This window comes from Saccharothrix sp. NBAS 001, from assembly GCF_056640475.1.
The window spans coordinates 3,316,349-3,340,661 of sequence record NZ_CM153251.1 but is presented as its reverse complement, the minus strand read 5'-3'; the positions used below and the strand labels follow the sequence as shown (position 1 = coordinate 3,340,661).

Annotated in this window: 15 protein-coding genes; 12 read left to right on the top strand and 3 right to left on the bottom strand. The window is 74.0% G+C overall.

Annotated features, from left to right (window positions below; all coding sequences use genetic code 11):
- Positions 1-93: 93 nt before the first annotated feature.
- The 11 genes from AC0HI0_RS14060 to AC0HI0_RS14010 are packed head-to-tail and all read left to right on the top strand — an operon-like array spanning position 94 to position 21,056.
- The gene (locus tag AC0HI0_RS14060; RefSeq protein ID WP_480932789.1) at positions 94-1,797 is read left to right on the top strand and encodes an amino acid adenylation domain-containing protein; all 1,704 of its coding nucleotides are present in this window, start codon (positions 94-96) and stop codon (positions 1,795-1,797) included.
- On the top strand, positions 1,794-5,990 hold the full coding sequence (locus AC0HI0_RS14055) for a type I polyketide synthase (protein WP_480932788.1): 4,197 nt from the start codon (positions 1,794-1,796) through the stop codon (positions 5,988-5,990). The genes AC0HI0_RS14060 and AC0HI0_RS14055 overlap by 4 nt, the downstream gene beginning before the upstream one ends.
- Positions 5,983-7,170 (top strand): MupA/Atu3671 family FMN-dependent luciferase-like monooxygenase, encoded by a 1,188-nt coding sequence (locus AC0HI0_RS14050; RefSeq protein WP_480932787.1) that lies wholly within the window; start codon positions 5,983-5,985, stop codon positions 7,168-7,170. The genes AC0HI0_RS14055 and AC0HI0_RS14050 overlap by 8 nt, the downstream gene beginning before the upstream one ends.
- Positions 7,167-11,120: a non-ribosomal peptide synthetase gene (locus AC0HI0_RS14045; protein ID WP_480932786.1), complete on the top strand. Its 3,954-nt coding sequence runs from the start codon at positions 7,167-7,169 to the stop codon at positions 11,118-11,120. The genes AC0HI0_RS14050 and AC0HI0_RS14045 overlap by 4 nt, the downstream gene beginning before the upstream one ends.
- Positions 11,113-12,342, top strand: coding sequence for an MFS transporter (locus AC0HI0_RS14040; RefSeq protein ID WP_480932785.1), 1,230 nt, complete (start codon positions 11,113-11,115; stop codon positions 12,340-12,342). Before AC0HI0_RS14045 ends, AC0HI0_RS14040 begins: the two co-directional genes overlap by 8 nt.
- Complete coding sequence (locus tag AC0HI0_RS14035; RefSeq protein ID WP_480932784.1) at positions 12,332-15,214, top strand: non-ribosomal peptide synthetase; 2,883 nt, start codon at positions 12,332-12,334, stop codon at positions 15,212-15,214. Before AC0HI0_RS14040 ends, AC0HI0_RS14035 begins: the two co-directional genes overlap by 11 nt.
- Positions 15,215-15,241: 27 nt before the next feature.
- The gene (locus AC0HI0_RS14030) at positions 15,242-16,567 is read left to right on the top strand and encodes an enoyl-CoA hydratase/isomerase family protein (RefSeq protein ID WP_480932783.1); all 1,326 of its coding nucleotides are present in this window, start codon (positions 15,242-15,244) and stop codon (positions 16,565-16,567) included.
- The gene (locus tag AC0HI0_RS14025; protein ID WP_480932782.1) at positions 16,564-18,075 is read left to right on the top strand and encodes an AMP-binding protein; all 1,512 of its coding nucleotides are present in this window, start codon (positions 16,564-16,566) and stop codon (positions 18,073-18,075) included. The genes AC0HI0_RS14030 and AC0HI0_RS14025 overlap by 4 nt, the downstream gene beginning before the upstream one ends.
- Positions 18,072-19,271 (top strand): ATP-grasp domain-containing protein, encoded by a 1,200-nt coding sequence (locus AC0HI0_RS14020; RefSeq protein ID WP_480932781.1) that lies wholly within the window; start codon positions 18,072-18,074, stop codon positions 19,269-19,271. Before AC0HI0_RS14025 ends, AC0HI0_RS14020 begins: the two co-directional genes overlap by 4 nt.
- Complete coding sequence (locus AC0HI0_RS14015) at positions 19,258-19,926, top strand: HAD family hydrolase (RefSeq protein WP_480932780.1); 669 nt, start codon at positions 19,258-19,260, stop codon at positions 19,924-19,926. The genes AC0HI0_RS14020 and AC0HI0_RS14015 overlap by 14 nt, the downstream gene beginning before the upstream one ends.
- The gene (locus AC0HI0_RS14010; protein WP_480932779.1) at positions 19,923-21,056 is read left to right on the top strand and encodes a hypothetical protein; all 1,134 of its coding nucleotides are present in this window, start codon (positions 19,923-19,925) and stop codon (positions 21,054-21,056) included. The genes AC0HI0_RS14015 and AC0HI0_RS14010 overlap by 4 nt, the downstream gene beginning before the upstream one ends.
- A gap of 18 nt (positions 21,057-21,074) precedes the next feature.
- Here AC0HI0_RS14010 and AC0HI0_RS14005 read toward each other — a convergent pair whose 3' ends face one another.
- From AC0HI0_RS14005 to AC0HI0_RS13995, 3 genes are all read right to left on the bottom strand, one after another.
- Positions 21,075-22,157 (bottom strand): branched-chain amino acid aminotransferase, encoded by a 1,083-nt coding sequence (locus tag AC0HI0_RS14005; protein ID WP_480932778.1) that lies wholly within the window; start codon positions 22,155-22,157, stop codon positions 21,075-21,077.
- 259 nt (positions 22,158-22,416) lie between these two features.
- Positions 22,417-23,076, bottom strand: coding sequence for a response regulator transcription factor (locus tag AC0HI0_RS14000; protein ID WP_480934300.1), 660 nt, complete (start codon positions 23,074-23,076; stop codon positions 22,417-22,419).
- 38 nt (positions 23,077-23,114) lie between these two features.
- Positions 23,115-23,252, bottom strand: a complete 138-nt coding sequence (locus tag AC0HI0_RS13995) for a hypothetical protein (protein WP_480932777.1) — start codon at positions 23,250-23,252, stop codon at positions 23,115-23,117.
- 164 nt (positions 23,253-23,416) lie between these two features.
- On the opposite strand from AC0HI0_RS13995, the gene AC0HI0_RS13990 reads away from it, so the two are divergent.
- A complete protein-coding gene (locus AC0HI0_RS13990; protein ID WP_480932776.1) occupies positions 23,417-24,289 on the top strand; it encodes a universal stress protein in 873 nt (290 codons plus the stop codon).
- Positions 24,290-24,313: the final 24 nt, after the last annotated feature.

The window sequence follows — 24,313 nt, the reverse complement described above, 5'->3', positions numbered from 1 at the left end:
TTTCCCGGATGGTCTCCGGGGTGCCGGTCCGGTGGCCCGCACCCGGATTCCGGCCGTGTTTCTCCTGGCGCGACAGCGCAGAAAGGATGCACCTTGTCGGTCGACAGCGACTGCATCCACCGATGGTTCGAGCGGCAGGTGGGACCGCGCGGCGACGCCGTCGCGGTGGTCTCGGGCGCGGACCGGTTGACCTACCGGGAGCTGGACCTGCGGGCGAACCGGCTGGCCCACCGCCTGCGCGGGTTGGGGGTCGGGCCGGAAGTGCCGGTCGCGGTGTGCGTGCGCCGCTCGACCTGGCTGGTGGTCGCCCTGCTGGCGACCCTCAAGGCGGGCGGCTGCTACCTGCCGCTGGACCCCGCGCACCCGGCCGACCGGCTGGCCGCGATGGCCGCCGACGCCGGGGTGCGCGTGCTGGTCGGCGACGGGTCGGCGGACCTCGACGTGGAGCACGTGGTCGCGCCCGACGTCGCCGACGGGCCGGGCACGCCGCCCGAGGTCGACGGGCTCGCCGCCGACAACCTCGCCTACGTCATGTACACCAGCGGTTCCACCGGCCGGCCCAAGGGCGTGATGGTGGAGCACCGCAACGTCCTCGGCCTGCTCACCGCGACCCGCGACCTGTTCGGGTTCGTGCCGCGCGACGTGTGGACGATGTTCGCCTCCGCCGCGTTCGACGTCTCGGTGTGGGAGATGTGGGGCGCGCTGCTGCACGGCGGCACGCTGGTGATCGTCCCGGACGAGGTGAAGCGCTCGCCCGAGGAGTTCCGCGACCTGCTGCGCGCCGAGCGCGTCACCGTCCTCAACCAGACCCCGGCGGCGTTCGGCCGGCTGGTCGACCTCGACACCACGGGCCTGGCCGTGCGGGTCGTGGTGTTCGCGGGCGAGGAGTTGAAGTTCGCGTCGCTGCGCCCCTGGTTCGCCCGGCACGGCGACCGGAAGCCGTTGCTGGTCAACATGTACGGCATCACCGAGACCACGGTGCACTCGACGTTCCGGGTGGTCACCGCCGCCGACCTGGACACCGCGCCGGGCAGCATGATCGGCGGCGCCCTGCCCACCCAGTCGATCACGTTGGCGCAGCGGGAGATCCACGTCGGCGGGACCGGCGTCACGCGCGGCTACCTGGGGCGTCCGGGGCTCACCGCGCAGCGCTACCTGCCCGACCCCGACCGGCCCGGTCAGCGGGTCTACCGCTCCGGCGACACGGCCCGCGCGGTGGGCGACGACCTCCAGTACACCGGGCGGGTCGACCACCAGGTGAAGGTCCGGGGCCACCGCATCGAACCCGGCGAGGTGGAGGCCGCGCTGCGCGCGCACGGCGGGGTGAAGGACGCCGTGGTCACGGCCCTGCCGGACCAGTCCGGCGACCGGCGGCTGGTGGCGTACCTGCTCGGCGAGCCCGCGCCGGACCTGCGCGAGCACCTGAAGCGGACGCTGCCCGGGTACATGGTGCCGGCGGTGTTCGTCGAACTCGACGCCTTCCCGTTGACCGCCAACGGGAAGGTCGACCGCGACGCGCTGCCGGAGCCCGACGGCGCGCGCCCCGACCTGGCCGAGCCGTTCGCCGCGCCCGCGACACCGCTGGAGAAGGCGATCGCGGAGATCTGGGCGCAGGCCCTGTGGGTGGACGACATCGGTCTGGACGACGACTTCTTCGACCTGGGCGGGCAGTCGCTGCTGGCCACCCAGGTCGCCGCGACGATGCGCGAGCGGCTCGGGGTGCCCGCGTCACTGCGGCTGATCCTGGACGAGACCACGATCCGCTCGTGCGCCAAGGCTTTGGAGCGCAGGTCATGAACGACGAACTCGACGGCGTCGCCATCGTCGGGATGAGCGGGCGCTTCCCCGGCGCGCCGGACCTCGACCGGTTCTGGTCGATGCTGGTCGCCGGCGACGAGGGCGTGAGCCACTACACCGCGGACGAGCTGCTCGCCGCGGGCGTCCCGAAGGACCTGGTGGACGACCCGTCCTACGTGCACAGCTCGCACGCGCTGGCCGATTTCGGGCTGTTCGACGCGGAGTTCTTCGGCCTCACCCGCAGCGAGGCCGACCTCACCGACCCCCAGCAGCGGCTGCTGCTGGAGTGCTCGTGGGAGGCCCTGGAACGCGCCGGGCACCCGGTGCCGGTCGAGCGGACCGGGGTGTTCGCCGGGGTCTCGCACAGCACGTACCTCACCGAACGCCTGGCGGACAACGGGTTCGCGCACCCGATGCAGGTCCGGATCGGCAACGATCCCGGCATGGCCGCGCTGCGCGTGTCCTACAAGCTCAACCTGTCCGGGCCGAGCCTGACCGTGCAGACGGCGTGCTCCTCGTCGCTGGTCGCGGTGCACCTCGCGGGCCAGAGCCTGCTGACCCTGGAGTGCGATCTCGCGATCGCCGGCGGCGCGGCGGTCCGGCTGCTCGGGCCGCGCGGCCACCTCCACGAGGAGGGCGGCATCCACTCCACCGACGGGCACTGCCGGCCGTTCGACGCCGACGCCACCGGCACCGCGTCCGGCGACGGGGTGGCCGTCGTGGTGCTCAAGCGGCTGGCCGACGCGGTGCGCGACGGCGACCACGTGCACGCGGTGATCCTGGGTTCGGCGGTCAACAACGACGGTTCGGCGAAGATCGGCTTCACCGCGCCGTCCACCGCCGGGCAGGTCGCCGTGCTGGACGAGGCGCTCGCCGTCGCGGGAGTGGACCGCGACACCGTCCAGTACGTGGAGGCGCACGGCACCGCGACCCCGCTGGGCGACCCGATCGAGGCCCGCGCGCTGGCCGAGGTGTTCGGGTCGCGGGTCGAGCCGGGCGTGCTCGGGTCGGTCAAGGGCAACGTGGGCCACCTGGACGCCGCCGCGGGCGTCACCGGGCTGATCAAGGTCGCGCTGGCGCTGGAGAACGGGGTCATCCCGCCGACCGCGCACTTCCGCCGGCCGAACCCGGAGCTGGACGCGATGCCGTTCCGGGTCACCGCCGAACCGGTGCCGTGGCCCTCGGCCGCGCACCCCCGGCGGGCCGGTGTCAGCTCCTTCGGCATCGGCGGCACGAACGCCCACGTGGTGCTGCAGGCCGCTCCGGCGCGGCGCGCCGACGAACCGCGACGACGCCTGCACGTGCTGCCGCTGTCCGCGCGGACCGCGACCGCCCTGGACGAGGCGTCACGGCGGCTGGCCGGGCACCTCGCCGGCGCGGACCCGACCGCTGCGGACCTGGCCGACACCGCCTACACCCTCCAGGTCGGGCGGGCCGCGTTCACGCACCGCCGGGCCGTCGTGGCGGACAGCCGGGAGAGCGCCGAAGCCGCGCTGGGGAGTCCGCGCCGGACGGAGGCCGGCGAGCCCTCGGTGGTGTTCCTGCTGCCCGGTCAGGGAAGCCAGCACACCGGGATGGGCGAGCAGCTGCACCGCGACGAACCGGTGTTCCGCGCCGCGTTGGACGAGTGCGCCGAACTGCTGCGCCCGCACCTGGGCTGGGACGTGCGCGAGGTGGCGTTCCGAGGCGAGGACCTGCGGTCCACGCTGCGCACCCAGCCGACCGTGTTCAGCGTCGACTACGCGATGGCGAAGCTGCTGGAGTCGTGGGGCGTGCGGCCCGACGCGCTGATCGGGCACAGCCTCGGCGAACTGGTCGCCGCGTGCCTGGCCGGGGTGTTCGACCTGCCCGACGCGCTGCGCGTGGTGGCGACCAGGGCGGCGTTGATGCAGGACCTGCCGCCCGGCCGGATGGTGGCGGTGCCGCTGGACGAGGCCGAGGTGTCCGCCGCGCTGGCGGGGCTGGGCGGGGTCGAGGTCGCCGCCGTCAACGCGCCCGGCAGTTGCGTGGTCGCGGGCCCCGGGGACGCCGTCGCCGAAGCCCGCTCGCTGTTCGAGGCCAGGGGGTTGGTGGTCAAGGACGTGCCGACCTCGCACGCCTTCCACACCGCGATGGTCGACCCGGCGCTGCCCGGGCTCCGCGCGGCGCTGCGCGACGCCGTCCTGGCCAAGCCCCGGCTGCCGTTCGTGTCGAACGTGACCGGTACGTGGATCACCGACGAACAGGCCGTCGACCCGGAGTACTGGGTGTCGCACACCCGGCAGCCGGTGCGGTTCGCCGACGGGCTGGGCGCCGTCGTCGCGCGCGGGGCGTCGGTCCTGGTCGAGGTCGGGCCGGGTAGTGTCCTCAGTGGACTGTCCCGGGCCCACCCGGCCCGCCCGGCCACCGCCGTGACGCTGCGTCGCGGCGAGCCGGAGGACCGCACGGTGCTGGAGGCGGTCGCGAAGGTCTGGGAGCACGGCGGCGAGGTCGACTGGGCCGCGCTGCACGCCGGCGAGCGCCGGTTGCGCGTGCCGCTGCCGACCTACCCGTTCCAGCGGCGCGAACACCTGGTCACCCCGGCCACGTCGACCCCGCGCCGCGCGCCGGCGCGGTGGACCTCGGCCCCGGTCTGGCTGCCCTCGCGGGCCTCGCGCGGCAAGCCCGCCCCCGCCAAGTGGCTGGTGCTGGCCGACGCGCTCGGCGTGGCCGAGGCGCTGGCCGCCGAACTGCCCGGCGAGGTCACCGTGGTGCCGCCCGGCGGCGACCTGCCGGACGTCCGGCCCGACCGCGTGGTGCACGCCTGGAGCATCCGGGCCGACAGCGGAGCCGACGCGGCGACCCGCTACCGCACCAGCCAGGACGACGGCTTCCACAGCCTGCTGGACCTGGCGCGCGGGCTCGGCCCGGACCCGGTGCGCATCGACGTGCTGACCAACGACCTCCAGGACGTCGGCCCGGTCATCCTGCCGGAGCGCGCGACCGTGCTGGGCGCGGCGACGGTCCTCGCCCAGGAGTACGGCAACGTGACCTGCCACAGCGTCGACGTGACGCTGCCCCGCAGCGGCGAGGACCTGTGGCGGCTGGTGGACCAGCTGCTGGCCGAGCTGTCCGGGCCGCAGCGCGAGGACCAGGTGGCGCTGCGCGGCGAGCAGCGCTGGACCCGGTCCTACGCGCCGGTCGCGCTGCCGGACGCGCGGGCGTGGCAGAAGGGCGCGACCTACCTGGTGACCGGCGTGGACGGCGAACTCGGCCGCGCCTTCGCCGAGGACATGACGCGGGCCGGCGCGAAGGTCGTCACCGCCGAGCCCGGCCGGATCGCCGAGCTGGCCCGCCGGCACGACATCCGGGGCGTGGTGCACGCGGCCGACGTCCGGGGCGCGGGCCTGATCGCGCTCAAGACCAGGGAGCAGGCCGAAGAGGTGCTGGCCGCGCACGTGGCGGCGGTGCTGGAGATCGACGAAGCCCTGCCGGACGCGGACTTCGTGCTGCTGTGCTCGTCGACCACCGGCGTGCTGGGCGGGTTCGGCCAGGTGGCGAACTGCGCGTCGGCGGCGTTCCTGGACGCCTTCGCGCCCGCGCGCGGCCGGCTGGTGGTCGACTGGGCGCAGTGGTCGTGGGACGACTGGCTGGAACGGCAGATGGCCGACCTGCCCGAGGTGCGCGAGCGGTTCCGCCGGCAGCGCCTGGCCGAGGGCATCACCGCGCACGAGGGCGTCGTGCTGGCCCGCGCCGCGCTGGCGGCCGGCCTGCCCCGGCTGGTGGTGTCCACCGTGGACTTCAGCGACTCCTTGGCGGAGAAGGACGAGCTGACCGCGTCGGCGTTCGTGGCCGCCCTGGGCGGCGACACCGACGCGGACGCCGACTGGGACCCGGCGCGGGTGTGGCCGGACGACGAGGTGGCGCGCGGCGTGGCCACGATCTGGCGGGAGACCCTGGGCGTGCCCCGGATCGACCCGGACGACGACTTCTACGAGCTGGGCGGCAACTCGCTGTTCGCCATCCAGATCGTGTCGCGGCTGCGCCAGGTGCACGGCGACCTGCCGATGAGCGCGATCTTCGAAGCGCCCACGGTGACCGCGCTCGCGTCCGCGATCCGGGCGCACCGGGCGGAGGCGATCGGGTTGGACGAGTTCGACGCGCTGCTGCGGGAGATCGAGAACCTGTCCCCGGACGAGGTCGAGGCCCGGCTGAACGGAGAATCCGGTGTCTGACGAACGCCTGCACCGGTTGCGCGAGCGGATGTCGTCGCTGAGCCCGGCCCGGCGCGCGGCGCTGGAACAGGCCATGCGCGACCGCGAGGTCGCCGCGCCGACCGTGAAACCGCCCGCCCGAGCGCCCCGGCGCACCCGGCGCGGCTCCAGCACCATGGAGTTCAGCCTGTTCTTCTTCTCCGGCGACGGTTCGGCGCAGGGGCCGGGCAACTACCGGCTGCTGCTGGACAGCGCCGAGTACGCCGACCGCAACGGCTACTCCGGGATCTGGGTGCCCGAACGCCACTTCGTGGACTTCGGCGGCCTGTACCCGAACCCGTCCGTGCTGGCCGCCGCCATCGCGGTGCGCACCGAGCGGATCCAGATCCGCGCGGGCAGCGTCGCCGTGCCGCTGCACCACCCGGTGCGCATCGCCGAGGAGTGGTCGGTGGTGGACAACCTGTCCGACGGCCGGGTCGCGATCGCGTGCGCGTCCGGCTGGCACCCCGACGACTTCGTGATCGCGCCCGGTGGGCGGGAGCGCTACGCCAGCCGCAAGGACGACATGTTCGACGCGATCGAGACCGTCCAGCGGTTGTGGGCGGGGGAGGCGGTCGACGTGGACGGCGTGCCGGTGCGCACGCTGCCCCGGCCCCGGCAACCCCGGCTGCCGCTGTGGATCTCCTCGCAGGGCAGCGTCGACACGTTCGTCCGGGCCGGTCGGATCGGCGCCAACGTGCTGACCGGCCTGGTCGCCCAGCGGCCCGCCGACCTGCGGGACAAGATCACCGCCTACCGGGAGGCGCTCAAGGAGGCCGGGCACGCCGACGGCCGGGTCACCGCCATGGTGCACACCTTCCTGGGCGCGGACGAGGACGAGGTGCGCGAGCGGGTGCGCGGCCCGCTGATCGCCTACCTGCGCACGTTCCTGGCGCAGCAGGGCAACTTCGACAGCCAGTACAACCGGCTCGACGACGCGGGCCGCGAGGCGATGCTGGCGACGACGTTCGACCGCTACTTCGAGAGCCTCGCCCTGCTGGGCACCCCGGACAAGGGCGAATCGCTGGTCGAGGACCTGGTGGACCTCGGCGTGGACGAGGCCGCGTGCCTGGTCGACTTCGGCCTGGCACCGGAGACCGTGCTGGCCGGGCTGCACCACCTGACCGAACTCAAGGACCGCTACCGAGGAGCCCGGACGTGACCGACCTGTCGGACCGGCTGGCCCGCCTGACCCCGGCCCAGCGGGCGCTGCTCGACCAGCGGATGCGCCGCGACCCGGCCGCGCGGCCGGGCATCGCGCGCCGCGCACCGGGCCGCACCCACCGGCTCACGCTCGACCAGGAGCGGATCTGGCTGATCCACCAGTTCGACCCGACCGACCCCGCCTACAACATCTTCTTCGCCACCCGCCTGCGCGGCGAGCTGGACGTGACCGCGTTGCGGCGCTCGATCACCGCGTTCGCCCAGCGGCACGAATCGCTGCGCACCACCTACGAACTCGCCGACGGCGTGCCGGTGGCGGTCGTGCACGACCGGGTCGACGTGCCCGTCCGGCAGGTCGAGGTGGCCGACGAGCAGGAGGCGCTGCGGCTCGCGGAGGACGAGATCCGGGTGCCGTTCGACATCGCGACCGGCCCGCTGTTCCGGGTCGTGCTCTACCGGCTGGGGGAGCGCGACCACCTGATGGTCGGCTCGATCGACCACCTGGTCTGGGACCGGGCGTCGCTGGGCATCTTCGCGGACGAACTGGTCGAGTACTACACGGCGTTCACCTCGGGCCGCGCGCCGGACCTGCCGGAACTGCCGATCCAGTACGGCGACTACGCCGAGTGGCAGCCGGGGTGGATCCGGGACGAGGTCGCGAAGCGCCACCTGCCGTACTGGACCGAGCACCTCGCGGGCGCGGAACTGGTGCTGGAGCTGCCGACCGACCGGCCGCGCCCGCCCGTGCAGACCTTCAACGGCGCGCGCCACCAGTTCCGGCTCACCGCCGGACTCACCGCCGCCGTCCGCGAGTTCGCCCGCGCGGAGTCGGTGACCGTGAACGTGGCGCTGATGGCGGCGTGGCAGTTGCTGCTGCACCGGCTCACCGGTCAGCGCGACATCATCGTGGCCACCACGTCGTCCACCCGCAGCCGACCGGAGACCGAGCCGCTGGTCGGCTACTTCCTCACCATGCTGCCGCTGCGCGTCCGGGTCGAGCCGGGCGAGGGCTTCCGCGAGCTGGTGAAGTCCGCGCGCGCCACCATGTACGGCGGGTTCGACCACAACGACATCCCGTTCGGCGTGCTGCTGGACGAACTCGACGTCGACCGCGACCCCAGCCGCAACCCGATCTACCAGACCACGTTCATCTTCGTGGACTTCCACCACGAGCAGCGCGGCGAGCTGCCCGGCCTGACCCAGGAATCGCTGCTGCTGGACAACCACACCGCCAAGGACGACGTCACGCTGGGCTTCTTCGACGACGAGGCGTTGGGCGGCAACGCGTTCCTCGGCCTGCTGGAGTACAACACCGACCTGTTCGACCAGGAGACGATCGTCCGGCTGGCCGGTCAGCTGACCCGGCTGCTCGAACAGGCCGTCGCGGAGCCGGCCCGCCCGGTCGCGGAACTGTCCCTCGTGGACGAGGCGGCGGCGCGCCGGCAGCTGGTGGAGTGGAACCGCACGGAGGTCGGCCGCGAACCGGCGGTGACGGTCGAGGAACTGGTGCGGCGGCAGGCGGCGCGGACGCCGGACGCGGTCGCCGTGTCGTGCGGGCCGGCGAGCCTGACCTACCGCGAACTGGTCGAGGCGGCGCAACGGGTCGCGGGCGTCCTCCAGGAACGGGGTGCGGGCCCGGACGCCGTGGTCGCGGTGTGCCTGCCGAGGTCGTGCGACCTGGTGGTGGCGCTGCTGGGCGTGCTGATGTCCGGCGCGGCCTACCTGCCGCTGGACCCGGACCACCCGGAGCGCCGGCGCGCCGGGATGGTCGAGGACGCGGGCGCGCGGATCGTGCTGTCGGAGCTGCCGCCGGGCACCGGCGCCTACCGGCGGCCCGAGGCCGACGACGAGCGCCTGGCGTACGTGATCTACACGTCCGGGTCGACCGGGCGGCCCAAGGGCGTCGAGGTCCCGCACCGGGGCGTGGTCAACCTGCTGCTGGCGATGACCGGCGAGATCGGGCTCGGGCCCGCCGACGTGCTCGCCGCCGTCACGTCGGTCTCGTTCGACATCGCGGGCCTGGAGCTGTTCGGGCCGCTGGTGACCGGCGCGCGGTGCGTCGTGGTGACCAAGGAGCAGGCGCAGGACGGCCGCGCGCTGGCCGCCCTGCTGGCCGACGTCGGCGCGACCGTCGTGCAGGCGACCCCGGCGACCTGGCACCTGCTGGTCGAAGCCGGCTGGCGGCACGGCGAACAGCTGCGGGTCGTGGTCGGCGGCGAGGCCCTGCCGCGCGCGCTGGCCGACCGGCTGGCCCCGGGCCGCACCTGGAACGTGTACGGGCCGACCGAGACGACCATCTGGTCCACCGCGTGGCGGCTGGCCGACGGCGTGATCTCGATCGGCACGCCGTTGGCCAACACGCGGGCGTACGTGCTGGACGAGCGGTTCGCGCCGGTCCCCGTCGGCGTGCCGGGCGAGCTGTTCCTCGGCGGCGACGGGGTGGTGCGCGGCTACCGGGGCCGCCCGGCGGCCACCGCCGAGCGGTTCGTGCCCGACCACCTGTCCGGCCGGCCGGGTGCGCGGCTCTACCGCACCGGCGACCGCGTCCGGCAGCGCGCCGACGGCAGCCTGGTGTTCCTGGGCCGCGACGACGACCAGGTCAAGCTGCGCGGCTACCGGATCGAACTGGGCGAGGTGGAGGCCCGGCTGGCCGACCACCCGGACGTGCGGCGCGCCGTCGCGGTGCTCCGCGAGGACCGGCCCGGCGACCGGCGGCTGGTCGGCTACGTGGAGACCGACCGGCCGGAGCTGCGCACGGCCGAGCTGCGCGCGCTGGTGCGCGAATCGTTGCCCGACTACATGGTGCCCAGCGCGGTCGTGCCGGTCGCCAGGTTCGCGCTGACCACCAGCGGCAAGGTGGACCGCCGCGCGCTGCCCGCGCCGTCGGTGGAACGCGGCGAGGACTACGCGGCCCCGCGCGACCCGGTGGAGCTGGAGGTGGCGCGGGTCTGGGAGGAGGTGCTGGGCACCGGGCCGATCGGCCTGCACGACCGGTTCTTCGACCTCGGCGGCCACTCGCTGCTGGTGCTGCGGCTCATCGCCGAGATCGAACGCCGGTTCGGCCGGGTCCTGCCGATGGCCGCGATCTTCCAGGGCGCCACGGTCGAGCGGTTCGCGCGGATGCTGCGCGAGGGCTACCGGGACGAGGAGCGGGCGCACCTGATCGAGCTGCGCGCCGGCGCTCCCGGCGTGCCGCCGCTGTTCTTCGCCCACCCCGCCGGCAGCGAGGTGGTGTGCTACATGCCGTTCACCAAGCTGCTCGAACCGGCCGAGCGCCCGCTGTACGCGCTGGGGTCGCCGCCGCCGCGCGACGGGCGGTCGCCGTTCGCCACCTTCGAGGAGCGCGCCCGCGCCTACGCCGCGCTGGTCCGCGAGGCCCAGCCCGAAGGCCCGTACGAGCTGGCCGGCTGGTGCTACGGCGGGTCGAACGCCTACGCCGTCGCGCAGGTGCTGGAGGAGCAGGGCGAACAGGTGTCGGTGGTGCTGATCGAGTCGCACCCGCCGGACCTGGAGGACGGCCCCGAACCCGATCGGGCGGAGATCGTCGAGGCCGTGGCGGCCAACCTCCAGTGGGACTACCTCGACGGCAGGCGCACGATCGAGGACCTGCGGGCCATGTCCGACGAGGAGCACCTGGAGTACCTGCTGGCCGTGGCGCGGGCGGGTGACTACCTGCCGCCGGACGCGGGGCGCGAGCAGATCGGCGCCGTGCTGGAGATGTGGATCGCGAACCTGCGCCTGCTGTGGGCCTACCGCCCGGGGCCGCTGCGCGGGAAGGTGACGCTGATCCACGCGGAGCAGGAGGACCGGGGCGCGTTCCGGACCTGGCACTCGCTGGCCCGCGACCTCGACGTGCGCGAATCCCCCGGCAATCACTACACCGTGATGCGGCCCCCGCTGGTGCGGCACCTGGCGGCCGTGTTGCACGAGGTGGCATCGGATGTTTGAGCTTCTCAAGGACAGCACCTACCTGCGCTACTGGCTGGCGGTGGTGGCGTCGTTCCTCGGTGACGCGATGGCGCGGATCACGCTGATCTACGTCGCCGCGACGCTGACCGACGCGCCGACGGCGCTGATCGCGCTGGTGATCATCGCGCAACTGCTGCCGACGGGCGTGCTGGGCGTGTTCGCGGGCCCGCTGACCGACCGGCTGCCCAAGCGGGTGCTGCTGGTCGGCTCCGACCTGGCGCGGGTGGCGATCGTGCTGGCGATGATCCCGGCGCTGCACTCGTCCTGGCTGCTGCTCGGGCTGATCTTCCTGGAGGGCCTGGGCAAGACGTTCTTCGAGACGGCGCGGATCGCCGCGATCCCGGCCATCGTGGGCTCGCACAGCATCCCGTCCGCCGTGGCGCTGTTCCAGAGCACCAACCACACGCTGAACCTGGTCGGTCCGGCGTTGGGCGGCGTGCTGATCGCGATCGGCAGCGTGCCGGTGGTGCTGATGATCAACGCGGGCACGTTCGTGGTGTCGGCGCTGCTGCTGGGCAGCATGAAGGTGCTCAAGGCGGTGCCGGTCGCCGCCGGCGAGCCGCAGCGGTACTGGGCGGCGCTGCGCGAAGGGCTGCGCGAGGTGCTGAAGGTGCCGACGCTGCGGTTCCTGTTCGCCTTCCTGGTGCCGATGATGATCGTGCTGGGCCTGTTCACCACGAACTTCAACGCCCAGCTGCTGACCGTGTTCGGGCTGCCGGCCGCCGAGTACGGGCTGGCGCACGCCCTGTTCGGGGCGGGTGCGGTGCTCGGCGCGCTGTTCGGGCCGATGCTGGTCCGCCGGTACCAGGTGCGCGGGCTGCTGCCGGCCACGGTGGCGCTGTTCGGCGTCTCGCTGGTGGTGCTCGCGCCGACCGAGTGGGCGCGCGGCCAGTTCGGCATCACGGCCGTGGTGACCTGGTGCCTGATCGCCGGGCTCGGGTCGAGCCTGTTCCAGGTGCCGATCGCGAACACCGTCCTGCGCGACCTGCCCGAGGTGCTGCGGGGCCGCGGCGTCGGGCTGCTCAACTCGGTGATGACCTCCAGCATGGTCATCGGGGTGGCCCTGGGCGGCCTGACCGCCTCGTGGGTCGGCGTCGCCGACTCGATCGTCTACGCGGGCGTGGCGCTGCTGCTGTGCGCCTTGGTGTTCGCGCTCCCCGCGCGCCGTGCTCCCCGGCTGGAGGCGACTCATGAGCACTGACCGGTTCCCCCTGTCACCGGCCGCCGCACGGTTGTGGACGCTGTCGCGGATCCGGCCCGGCGACCCGTTCTTCAACCACCCCTTCGCGGTGGACGTCGCCGGCCCGCTGGACGTGGACCTGCTCGGGCGGTGCCTGACCGCGATCGTCGCCCGGCACGAGCCGCTGCGCTCCCGCGTGGCGGACGGGATGCACGTCGTCGAGCCGGCCACCCCGGTCGAACTGTCCGTTGTGGACGGTGTCGAGGAGGACGGCGACCGGTTCGGGCAGCGGCCGTTCGACCTGGCCGCCGGACCGCCGTTCGAGGTGCTGCTGCTGCGCCTCGCGCCGGACCGGCACCGGCTGGTGGTCAACGTGCACCACATCGTCATCGACGGCCTGTCGCTCGACGTGTTCATGACCGAGCTGGTCACCCTCTACGGCGGCGGCGAGCTGCCCGACCTGCCGGTGCGGTTCGGCGACCTGCCGGCGGCCGGTGACGACCGCGAGTACTGGACCCGCCGGCTCGCCGGGGCTCCGGCGGTGGTCGACCTGCCGACGGCCGGGCCGAGGCCGATGGCCACCGACCACCGGGGAGCGCGCCGGACCCGGCTGATCCCCTCCGAGGTGGTGGACCGCGTCCGCCAGGTCGCCCGCCGGGTCCGGGCGACGCCGTACATGGCGCTCAAGGCCGCGTGCGACGTCGTGCTGGCCCACTACGGCAACGACGACGTGCTGATGGGCATGGCGTTGTCCGGGCGGGACTCCACCGCGCACGCCGGGCTGATCGGGTACCTGGTCAAACCGGTGGTGCTGCGCACCGGGTTCCACGACGACCCGACCTTCACCGAGGTCGTGCGCCAGGTCCGCAACGACGTCCTCGACGCGCACGAACACCCCGACCTGCCGCTGGAGGACGTGCTGAGCGCGCTCGCCGTGGTCCGCGATCCCAGCCACCACCCGGTGTTCCAGGTGATGTTCACGCACAGCGTGGCACCCGCGCCGCAGGTCGTCGGCGGAACCACGTTCACCCGGCGGGACATGCGGTTGGAGAGCCTGAAGGTCGAGCTGACGTTCGTGCTCACCGAGACCCCGCAGGGCCTGGAAGCCGCCGTCGACTACCGGGTCGACCTGTTCGACGAGTCCATCGTGGACTCGATGTTGGCGCGGCTGGAGGTCGTGCTGCGGCACGTGGGCGACGACCCCGAACTGCGGGTGTCCGAGCTGCGATCGGCCGGGGTCGACCAGCGCGCCGAGCTGCCGCCGCCGGTGCGGCGGTGCGTGCACGACCTGTTCGCCGAGCGGGTGGCCGAGCGGCCGGACGCCCTCGCCGTGGACGCCGACCAGCGGTGGACCTACCGCGAACTGGACGAGGTGGCCTGCGGCGTCGCCGGTCGGCTCGGTGATTTCGGGGTGGGGCCGGAGGTCCGGGTCGGGGTGTGCGCGGCGAGGTCCGCGATGGTGCCCGCCGCGATCCTCGGCGTGCTCAAGGCCGGCGGCGTGTGCGTGCCGCTCGATCCCGCGCTGCCCGCGTACCTGTTGCGGGCCATGGCCGAGCAGTACGGGCTCGCGGTCGTGCTGGCCGACGAGCGGTCCGAACCGGTGCTCTCGTCGGCGTCGGTGCCGGTGGTGCGCCTGCAACGGTGGCCCGCGCGACCGGTCACCACTGCGGTGACCCCGGCCGACGCCGCGTTCGTGCTGCCCACGGCGGGCGACGACCCGCAAGCGGTCGTCGTGGAGCACCAGGCGTTCGCGAACTCGTTGCGCTGGCAGGGCATCGCGTCCTGGCCGATGGCCGGGCCGCTCGCGTGGGCCGCCACGGTGTTCGAGATCCTCGCACCCCTGACCACCGGTGGCGCGCTCGGCGCGGGCACGACCCTGTTCGACACCCCGGCTTCGATCGCCGAGCAGCACGTCGCCGGACGTCTGCCGGACGCGGTGCGCACGATCGTCACGACCGGCGCGACCCCGCCCGCGTCGCTGGTGTCGGCGTTGCCCCACCTGGACTTCGTCGACCTCTACGCCACCGCCGAGACGTCGGTGGCGCTGGTCGACGGCCGACCGCTCGACGGCGTGCTGGCCTACGTGCTGGACGACCGGCTCCGGCCGGTGCCGCCCGGCTGCGTCGGCGATCTGCACATCGGCGGCCACGGCCTGGCGCGCGGCTACCTGGACGACCCGGCGGCCACCGCGCTGCGGTTCCGCCCGGACCCGTTCGACCCGCGCCGGCGGATCTTCGCCACCGGCGACCTCGCGCGCCGCGACCCCGACGGCACGGTGCACGTGGTGCGGCGCAGCGGCCGGGTCGACCTGGCGGCGGTCGAGTCGGTGCTGCTCGCGCACCCGGCCGTGCGGCGGGCGCACGCGTTCGACGGCGAGGACGGCGTGGTGGCCGTGGCCGTCGTGCGGCAGGGGATGACCGCCCCGGACCTGCGGGACTGGCCGGCCCGGCGGCTGCCCCGGCACACCGTGCCGTCGACCGTGCGGCCGGTGGACGCGCTTCCCGTGCTGCCCAGCGGGAAACCCGACCGGGACGGCGTGCTGCGGCTGCTCGCCGGGACGCCGGAGCAGGCGGGCGAGGAACTCCCGCTGACCGAGACCGAGCGGACCGTCACGCGGGCGTGGACCTCCGTGCTGGGGCGGACGGTCGGCGTGCGGGAGAACTTCTTCGACGCGGGCGGGAACTCGCTGCTGCTCGTGCGGCTGTGCGAGCAGTTGCGGGTCGCGTTCGACCGGCAGGTCGGCGTCACCGACCTGTTCCGGCACCCGACCGTGCGGGCCATGGCCGAGCACCTGGCCGGCACGGCCGAGCAGGCCGCGCCGGACGCCGCCGAACGCGGCCGGGCCCGGCAGGAGGCGCTGCGAGCGCGCGGGAAGGCCCGACAACACCGGTAACGCCGGAGCACATGGGGGAATCCGACAGTGTTCATCGACGACACGCCCGCGCTCGGTCGTGGCTTCGACCGGGACGGCACGACCGCGACCGCGTTCCTGTCCCGGGTGGAGGACGAACTGGCCGCGTTGCCGCCCAAGGCGCAGCGCGACCCCGACCAGCGCCGGTCCGCCGACGCGGTGACCAACGCGGCGCGCACGGTGCGCCGCAGGTTCATCGAGCTGCACGCGGGCAAGGTGCACGGCGAGCTGACCGACGCCGGCCGCGCGCCGCTGCGCCTGCACGACCTGGTCGACCAGGCCACGGAGCTGTGGCCGGGGCTGGTGCCGACCAAGGCCCAGCAGGAACGCGAACGCGTGCTGCCCCAGGCGGAGAAGGAGGGGCGCGAGGTCGACCTCGGGATCTTCTTCTGGGGCCTGCTGCGCGACGCGACCGCCGGCGACCGGCTCACCGAGGCGATGCGCCGGCCCACGCCGCAGGCGATGGTGGCGCTGCCCGCCTTCCGCGCCACCGGGTTCGCCGACCTCGGCGTCGTCACCGTGCGGCGGGAGGACGGCGTCTCGGAGATCGACCTGAAGAACCTGCCGTACCTCAACGCCGAGGACGACGTCGTGGTGGCCGCGCTGGAGGTCGCGGTCGACCTGGTCCTGCTCGACGACGCAACCGCCGTGGGCGTGCTGCGCGGCGGCGCCATGGAGCACCCGCGCTACCGGGGCCGCCGGGTGTTCGGCGCGGGCATCAACCTCACCCGGCTCTACCAGGGCGAGATCTCCCTGCTGGACTTCTTCCTGAGCCGGGAACTGGGCTACATCAACAAGATCGTGCGCGGCCTGGTCACCGACCGGGACGACTGGCTGCCCGACCCGGTGGAGAAGCCGTGGATCGCGGTGGTGGACACGTTCGCCATCGGCGGCGGCGCGCAGCTGCTGCTGGTGTTCGACCACGTCATCGCCGAGCGCGGCGCGTACTTCACGCTGCCCGCGCTGCGCGAGGGGATCATCCCCGGCGCGGCGAACCTGCGGCTGCCCGGCGCGTCCGGGCCCAGGCTGGCCCGCCAGATGATCTTCCGGGACCGGCGGGTGGACGCCGACGCCCCGGAGGCCGCGTGCTTGTGCGACGAGGTGGTGGACGCCGCCGCGCTGTCCGCCCGGACCTCCGCCGCGGCGGACGCCTTGGCCGACCCGGCGGTACTGGCCAACCGGCGGATGCTGCGCCGGTTCGAGGAACCGGAACCCCGGTTCCGGGAGTACATGTCCTGGTACGCCCTGGAGCAGGCGCGGCTGCTGCACAGCCCCGACCTGGTGGCGAACCTGGAGCGGACGTGGGTCGCACGGCACCCGGGAGGCAAGCGGTGACGCTCTACGAGTGGTTCGACGCGGCGGCGCGGAAGTTCCCCGACCGGACCGCGCTGGTGATCGGCGGGCAGCAGTGGACCTACGCCGAGCTGGAGGCGCGGGCGCTGGCCCTGGCCAAGGCCCTCACCGCCGTGCCGGGACCGACGCCGACCCGGGTCGCGTTGGTGACGACCAAGAAGTTCACCGCCTACGCGGGGTGGCTGGCGATCCAGCGGGTCGGCGCGGGCGTGCTGCCGCTCAACCCCGAGTACCCGCGTGACCGCAACCTCGACATCGCCCAGCGGGCCGGGGTGCGGGTCGCCCTGGTCGACCCCGGCGCGGACGTGTTCTCCGCGCTGCCCAAGAGGTTCCGGCCCACCGTGATCCCGTTGGACGCCAACGGGGACGGCGTGCTGCCCGACGTGCCGGAGGATCCCGAACTCGAAGCGTACGTGCTGTTCACGTCCGGCTCGACCGGGCAGCCCAAGGGCGTGCCGATCCTCCAGCGCGGGATCGCGCCGTACGTGGGCTACAACATCGAGCGCTACGAGGTGGACGAGGGTTCCCGGCTCTCCCAGGTGTTCGGGCTGACGTTCGACGCCTCGACGTTCGACATGTTCGTCACGTGGGGCGCGGGCGCGACGCTCGTGGTGCCCGACAAGGAGGACCTCTACCGGCCGGTGGACTTCATCGACCGCAACCGGTTGACGCACTGGTTCTCGGTGCCCTCGGTGATCCGGGTCGCCGAGCAGGTCGGCAACCTGCCGCGCGGGCAGGTGACCACGGTGCGGCACGGCCTGTTCGGGGCCGAGCCGGTCACCGTGCAGGACGCGCAGATGTGGCACGAGGTCGCGCCGCGCAGCCGGTTCCACAACCTGTACGGACCGACCGAGGTCACCATCACCTGCACCGAGTACGAGGTGCCGTTCGACGACCGGGACGCGTGGGCGAACGGCGCGACCGTCCCGATCGGGCGGATGTACCCGACGTCGGAGGGCGTGATCCTCGGCGAGGACGGCCTGCCGGCCGACGACGGCGAACTCTGCCTGCGCGGGCCGCAGCGGTTCGACGGCTACCTGGACCCGCGCGAGAACGCCGGCCGGTTCGTGCGCTACGAGCAGGGCTCGCCGGCCGTCGTGCACGACAGCCCGACCCCGCCGACCCGTGACCTCTGGTACCGCACCGGGGACCGCGTCCGGTGGGAGGGCGCGGAGATGGTGCACCGGGGCCGGCTCGACCACCAGGTGAAGATCATGGGCCACCGGGTCGAGCTGGGCGAGGTCGAGGCCGCGCTGTACCGCCACCCCGACATCGTCGCGGCCGGCGTGGTCGCGGTCGCGGTGGCCGGCGAGACCCGGCTGTGGGCCGGGTACACCGGCAAACCGCTGCCCGGACCGGACCTCGACCGGTGGCTGCGCGACCAGGTGCCCGCGCACATGGTGCCCGACCGGGTCCGGCACCTGGACACCCTGCCGCTCAACGACAACGGCAAGACCGACCGCGCCAAGCTCACGGAGGTGCTCGGGTGAAGCTCGTCGTGGTCTACGACACCGGGAGCCTCGCCCCGACCCGGATCGCCGCGGCCGCCGCGCAGATCGACTGCGAGGTGGTGTTCGCGGTCGCAGACTCCGCGCACTGCCGGGACATGGCGCCCACGCTGGAGATGCTCGGCGCGGTCGTGCCGGCCGACGCCGTCACCGACCTCAAGGCCCTGCGGCCGGACGGGATCGTGACGTTCAGCGAGCACCGGCTCGCGCCCACCGTCGCGCTCGCCGAGGCCCTCGGCCTGCCCTACCACTCGGCGACCGACATCGACGCCATCACCCGCAAGGACCGGCAGCGCGCGCGGTTCGCCGAAGCTGGCCTGGAGTCGATCCGGTTCCGGACGCTGACCTCGGTCGACCAGGTGGACGAGGCCGTCGCGCACGTCGGCGTGCCCGCGATCATCAAACCCGTGCTGGGCGCGGGCAGCCGCAACACGACCGTCGTGCACACGCCCGAGGAGTGCCGGCGGTGGGTCGCGCAGGCCCTGGAGACCGAGGAATCGGTGCTGCTGGAGGAAGTCCTCGTCGGCCGGCCCACCGCGGGGCCGTGGGCGGACTACATCGCGGTGGACTGCGTGGCGACCGGCGACCTGGTGCGGCCGGTGTTCGTGACGAGCAAGTTCGCGCTGGCCGAACCGTTCCGGGAACGCGGCGGCTACGGCGGGCGGTCCGTCGTGCCCGCCGACGAGGTCCGCGAGGTCGAGGACCTGGCGTGCCGCGCGGTGCGCGCGCTGGGCATCCGGCGGGGCCTGGCGGACGTGGAGATCAAGCTCACCGCGCAAGGCCCCCGGGTCATCGAGGTCAACGGGCGGCTCGGGGCGTGGGTCGACGACCTCGCGGTCCGATCGTCCACATCGGACCCGGCGGCGGTGGCGGTGCGGTCCGCCGTCGGTGCGGAGTTCGACCTGGAACCGCGCTACGACGGGCCGATCGCGTTCCACTACGTCGTGATCCCGCCGCTGTGGGCGACCGAGGTGCGGTCCCTGCACGGCGTCGGCCGGCTGCGGCGCACCCCGCACGTCGACCGGATCGCCGTGCTGACCGCGCCCGGCGCGTCGGTCGACTGGCGGATGGGCACCCGCAGCCACGCGGCGTCCGTGCTCGGCCACGTGGACGACCACGACCAGTTGGCGCGGACGATCGCCGCGATCGAGGAGGTGGACTGGATTGACTACCGATGAGCACGACTCCGGGGTGGACCTGCTGATCCTGGACCTGGACGGGGTGCTGGTGGACACCCAGGACGCCGAGGACGGCGCACTGGCGCACCTGGGCGCGCTGATGGGCGTGCACCTGGAGCACCGCGAGGCGCAGAAGCTGTTCTCCGGCAAGAAGGTGCAGGAGTGCATCGACCTGCTGGAGGAGATGGCGCACCGCCCGCCGCCGCCGGACGCCGTGGCGATCGTGCGGGCCAAGTGCCGCGAGCTGATCGGCCCGACGCTGGACCCGGTGCCCGGCGTCCGGGAGGCGCTGGCGCGCATCGGCGTGGACATGTGCGTGGCGTCCAACAGCCCGCTGGAGCTGATCGAGCAGCGGCTGTCCGACTGCGGGATCGTCGACCACTTCGACGGCCGGCTGTACTCGGCCTACGAGGTCGGCGCGTGGAAGCCCGACCCGGGCCTGTTCCTGTGGGCGGCCCGCGACCAGGGCGTGGACGCCGGCCGGTGCCTGGTGGTGGAGGACAGCCGGGTCGGGGTGGACGCCGCCCTGTCGGCGGGCATGAAGGTGTTGCAGTTCAACGTGGTCCCGGTGCGGGCGCCGCACCGCGAGGGCGTGCCGACGTTCTCGTCGATGCACGCCCTGCCGGACCTGGTGCACGGGGGGAGACTGTCATGAGCAAGGTGATGGTGCTGGGTGCGGGCGACCTGGGTCGCCGGGTGTTCCACGAACTCGCGCACGGACCGGGCGACCGGCACGTGCGGCTGGTGGGCCGCGACGAGGACACGACGCTGCGCGCGGCGAACCTCAGCCGGTTCAGCGCGTTGCAGCGCGGCCACCACCCGGTGGTCGACCACGCGACGACCGACCTGAACGACCTCGACCGGACCGCCGAGTGCATCGCGGCCTTCGACCCGGACGTGCTGTTCCTGGCCGCGAGCTTCCAGTCCTGGTGGGTGATCACCACGCTGCCCGGCGCGGCGTTCGACCGGCTGCGCGCGGCCAACTACGGGCCGTGGCTGCCGATGCACCTGGTGCCCGTGCACAAGGCGATGCGGGCGGTCCGGCGGTCGGGCACCCGCGCGGTCGTGGTGAACGCCGCCTACCCCGACGCCGTGCACCCGGTCCTGAAGTCGGCCGGCCTGTCGCCGGACGTCGGCATCGGCAACGTGGCCAACAACGTGCCCGGCATCCGGGTCGCCGCCGCCGACCTGCTCGGCGTGCCGGTGCCCGAGGTCGACGTCCGGCTGGTGGCGCACCACTACGTGTCGCACCGGCTGTCCCGCGCGGGCGACCCCGGCCAGGCCGGGATGGCGCTGACCATCGGCTCCGGCGGCGAGGACGTGACCGACCGGGTGGACACCGCGTCGCTGCTCAAGCGCCTGCCGCTGGAGTACCGCCGGACCGGCGGGATGCCCGGCCAGGCGATGACCGCCGCGTCCGCGCTGAGCGTGCTGGTCCCGCTCGCCGACCGCCGCGACGCCCTGGTGCACGCGCCCGGACCGGGCGGGCTGGTCGGCGGCTACCCGGTGGCGATCGAGGGCGGTCGCATCCGGACCGCGCTGCCGGACGCCGTGTCGCTGGAGGAGGCCGTCGCGGTCAACCTCAGCGGGCAGGTGCGCGACGGCATCGACGCCATCGACGCGGACGGCACCACCCACTTCGAACCGTCCTCGATGGCCGTGCTGACCGCCGAACTGGGCTACGAGTGCCGGACCATGCGGCTGGACGAGGCGGAGGGCCGGGCCGCGGAGATCCGCGAGCGGTTCGAGGTCTATCGCGGTCGCGCGGTCGCCTCGGCGGGCTGACCGCGCGACCGCGCCGCCTCACCCGGCCAGCCGGTACCGCCAGCCGCGCACGTCCTCGACCCGGCCGCGCTGCACGTCGGTCAGCGCGGCCAGCAGTCGGGCCGCCACCGGCCCGGTGCCCACGGCGAACTCGCCGGAGCGCTCGACCACCCGGCCGATCGGCGTCACCACGGCGGCGGTGCCGCAGGCGAACGCCTCGGTCATCGCGCCGGAGGTGGCGTCGGTCCGCCAGTCCTCCAGGGACACCCGGCGTTCCTCGACGGCCAGCCCGAGGTCGGCGGCGAGGGCGAGCACCGAGGCGCGGGTGATGCCGGGCAGCAGCGTGCCGGACAGCGGCGGCGTCACCAGGCGGTCGCCGTAGCAGAAGAACACGTTCATCGCGCCCATCTCCTCGACCCACCGGTGCTCGGCGGCGTCCAGCCAGACGACCTGGCGGCAGCCGTGCTCGGTGGCCTCCACCTGGGCGGCGAACGCTCCGGCGTAGTTGCCCGCGCACTTCGCCTCCCCGGTGCCGCCCGCCGACGCCCGCGCGTACCGGCTGCCCGCCCACACCGCGACCGGCGGCGCGTCGGTGCCGAAGAAGTTCTCGGTCACCAGCGCCAGCACCAGCAAGCGGTACGTGGTGGCGGGCCGCAGCGCGAGGTTCGCGTCCGTGCCGTACAGGATGGGCCGCAGGTAGAGGCTCCGGGTGTCGTCGGCGGGCACCCAGCGGCGGTCGGCGGCCACGAGTTCGGCCAGCGACTCCAGGAACAGCTCCACGGGCGGCTCCGGCATCGCCAGCCGCGCCGCGGACCGCCGGAACCGCTCGGCGTGCTCGACCGGGCGGAACGCGGCGACCGCGCCGTCCGGCTGCCGGTACGCCTTGAGCCCCTCGAACACGATCTGCCCGTAGTGCAGCCCGGCCATCGCCGGATCCATCGGCAGCGGCCGGTAGGGCAGCACCTCGGCGTCGTGCCACCCCCGGTCCGCCGACCACAGGCACGACACCAGGTGCTCGGTCGTCACCTCACCGAACGCGGGCTTCTCGGTCCGCTGCGCCAGTTCCGCTTCGGACAGCCGCTGCTCGTCGGCCAGAATCGTTCTGCTCCAAGCAATCCCCATCCTCACACCATAGGGCGCGGACCGCCCGGCGGTGCGGGATCCACCGCGGTCCTGCGGGGGCGGCAGAACGGCGCGATGGCCTGCACGTGACCGCGTGCACCGTCCGGGTGGCGACTTCCGCCGCCACCCGGGAGCCGAGTCCGAGGCGTCCCGGCGGGACCACGCGCCCAACCTCCGGCGGGTCGCGACCAGCGCACGGGTGACCCCGATCGGGTCATGCGCACCGTGCCGGACGACCCGGCGGTGTCGTGCGCCCGGGTCAGCCGTTCTCCCTGGTCGACGGGTCGGGCTTGCGCAGGCGGGTGGCCAGCACGGCGGCCTGGGTGCGGCGTTCCAGACCCAGCTTGGCCAGCAGGTGCGAGACGTAGTTCTTGATTGTCTTCTCGGCGAGGAACATCTCCTCGGCGATCTGCCGGTTGGTCAGGCCGCGCCCGATGTGGTCGAGCACGACCCGCTCCTGCTCGGTGAGCATCCGCACCGGGTCGCCCTGCTCGCGCTCCCGCCGGATGCGGTTGAGCAGCGCGGAGGTCGAGCGGGCGTCCAGCAGCGACTCGCCGCCCGCGACCGTGCGCACGGCCGAGACCAGGTCGGTGCCCAGGATCCGCTTGAGCACGAACCCGGACGCGCCGGCCATGATCGCGTCGAACAGCGCCTCGTCGTCGGTGAACGAGGTCAGCATCAGGCACTTGAGGTCGGGCAGCCGGGAGCGCAGCTCGCGGCACAGCTCGATGCCGTTGCCGTCGGGCAGCCGCACGTCCAGCACGGCCACGTCGGCCCCGCTGCCCGGCACCCGGGCCAGCGCCTCGGCCACCGACCCCGCCTCGCCGACCACGTCCAGGTCGTCCGCGCTGTTCAACAGCTCCCGGACCCCGACCCGGACCACCTCGTGGTCGTCCACGAGGAACACCTTCGCGCCCACCTCAGCCATCCACGCCTCCACGACCAGGGTATGGGGTGTCACCGGCGCGCGTGTCGCCCGGTCGGGCGTGGCCGCCTCAGCGCCACCACCGCGAGCGCGGTCGCCGAGGTGACGGCGAGCACCCCGGCCGCGGCGTGCAGCGTCAGGTCCCAGTCCGATCCGCAGTACCAGTTCATCCCCACTCCTTCCGCCGTCCATTAGGCCATCCGGGGCACGGGCGGGACGCGGTCCTTGGTCCTCGACCGACCGGGACCTAGGACCACTGCCGACCGGCGGGCGCCCGCCTAGCGTCGGGGTTGTCGACGCGCGCGTTCCGCCGTCTTCGGAAAGGATTGGGTTCATGAGCGTTCCGATCGTGGTCGGTGTGGACGGTTCGGCGTCGGCCTTGTCGGCGGTGAAGTGGGCCGCCGAGGAGGCCGCCCGGCACCACGTGCCGGTCAAGCTGGTGCACGCCTACCTGGTGCCCGGCCGGGGCTACCCGGAGATCGTCGTGACCGGGCAGGAGGTGCGCGAGGCGCTGGAGGAGCAGGGCCGGCAGTGGCTGGCCGAGGCGGAGGCCGCCGCGCGCGCCGCGGCACCCGGGATCGAGGTGTCCGTGGCGCTGGAGCACTCCGGCGCGGCCGGGGCGATGCTCTGGGAGTCCAAGCGCGCCCGCGCGGTGGTGCTCGGGTCGCGCGGGCTCGGCGGGTTCACCGGCCTGCTGGTCGGGTCGGTCGCGGTGGCGGTGTCCGCGCACGGCGAGTGCCCGGTGGTCGTGGTGCGCGAGACCGTGCCCGAGGACGGGCCGGTCGTGGTCGGCGTGGACGGCTCGCCCGCGAGCGAACGGGCCGTGGCGTTCGCCTTCGAGGCGGCGTCGATGCGCGAGGTGCCGCTGGTCGCGGTGCTGGCCGGCAACGACTTCGTGGTGGACGGCGCGTTCGGCGGTCCGCTCGCGGTGGACTGGGAGCGGATCGAGCAGGAGGAGCGCGTGCTGCTCGCCGAGCGGCTGGCCGGGTGGCAGGAGAAGTTCCCGGACGTCGAGGTCGACCGGCTGGTGGTGCAGGACCGGCCCGCGCGCGCCCTGCTCAAGCTCGCCGAGCGGGCGCAACTGCTCGTGGTCGGCAGCCGGGGTCGCGGCGGGTTCAAGGGGATGCTGCTGGGCTCGGTCAGCCAGACCCTGGTGCACCACGCGCCGTGCCCGCTGGCCGTGGTCCGACCGCCCGCGACCGACTGACCGACCGCGCGTGGGCCGGGCCCG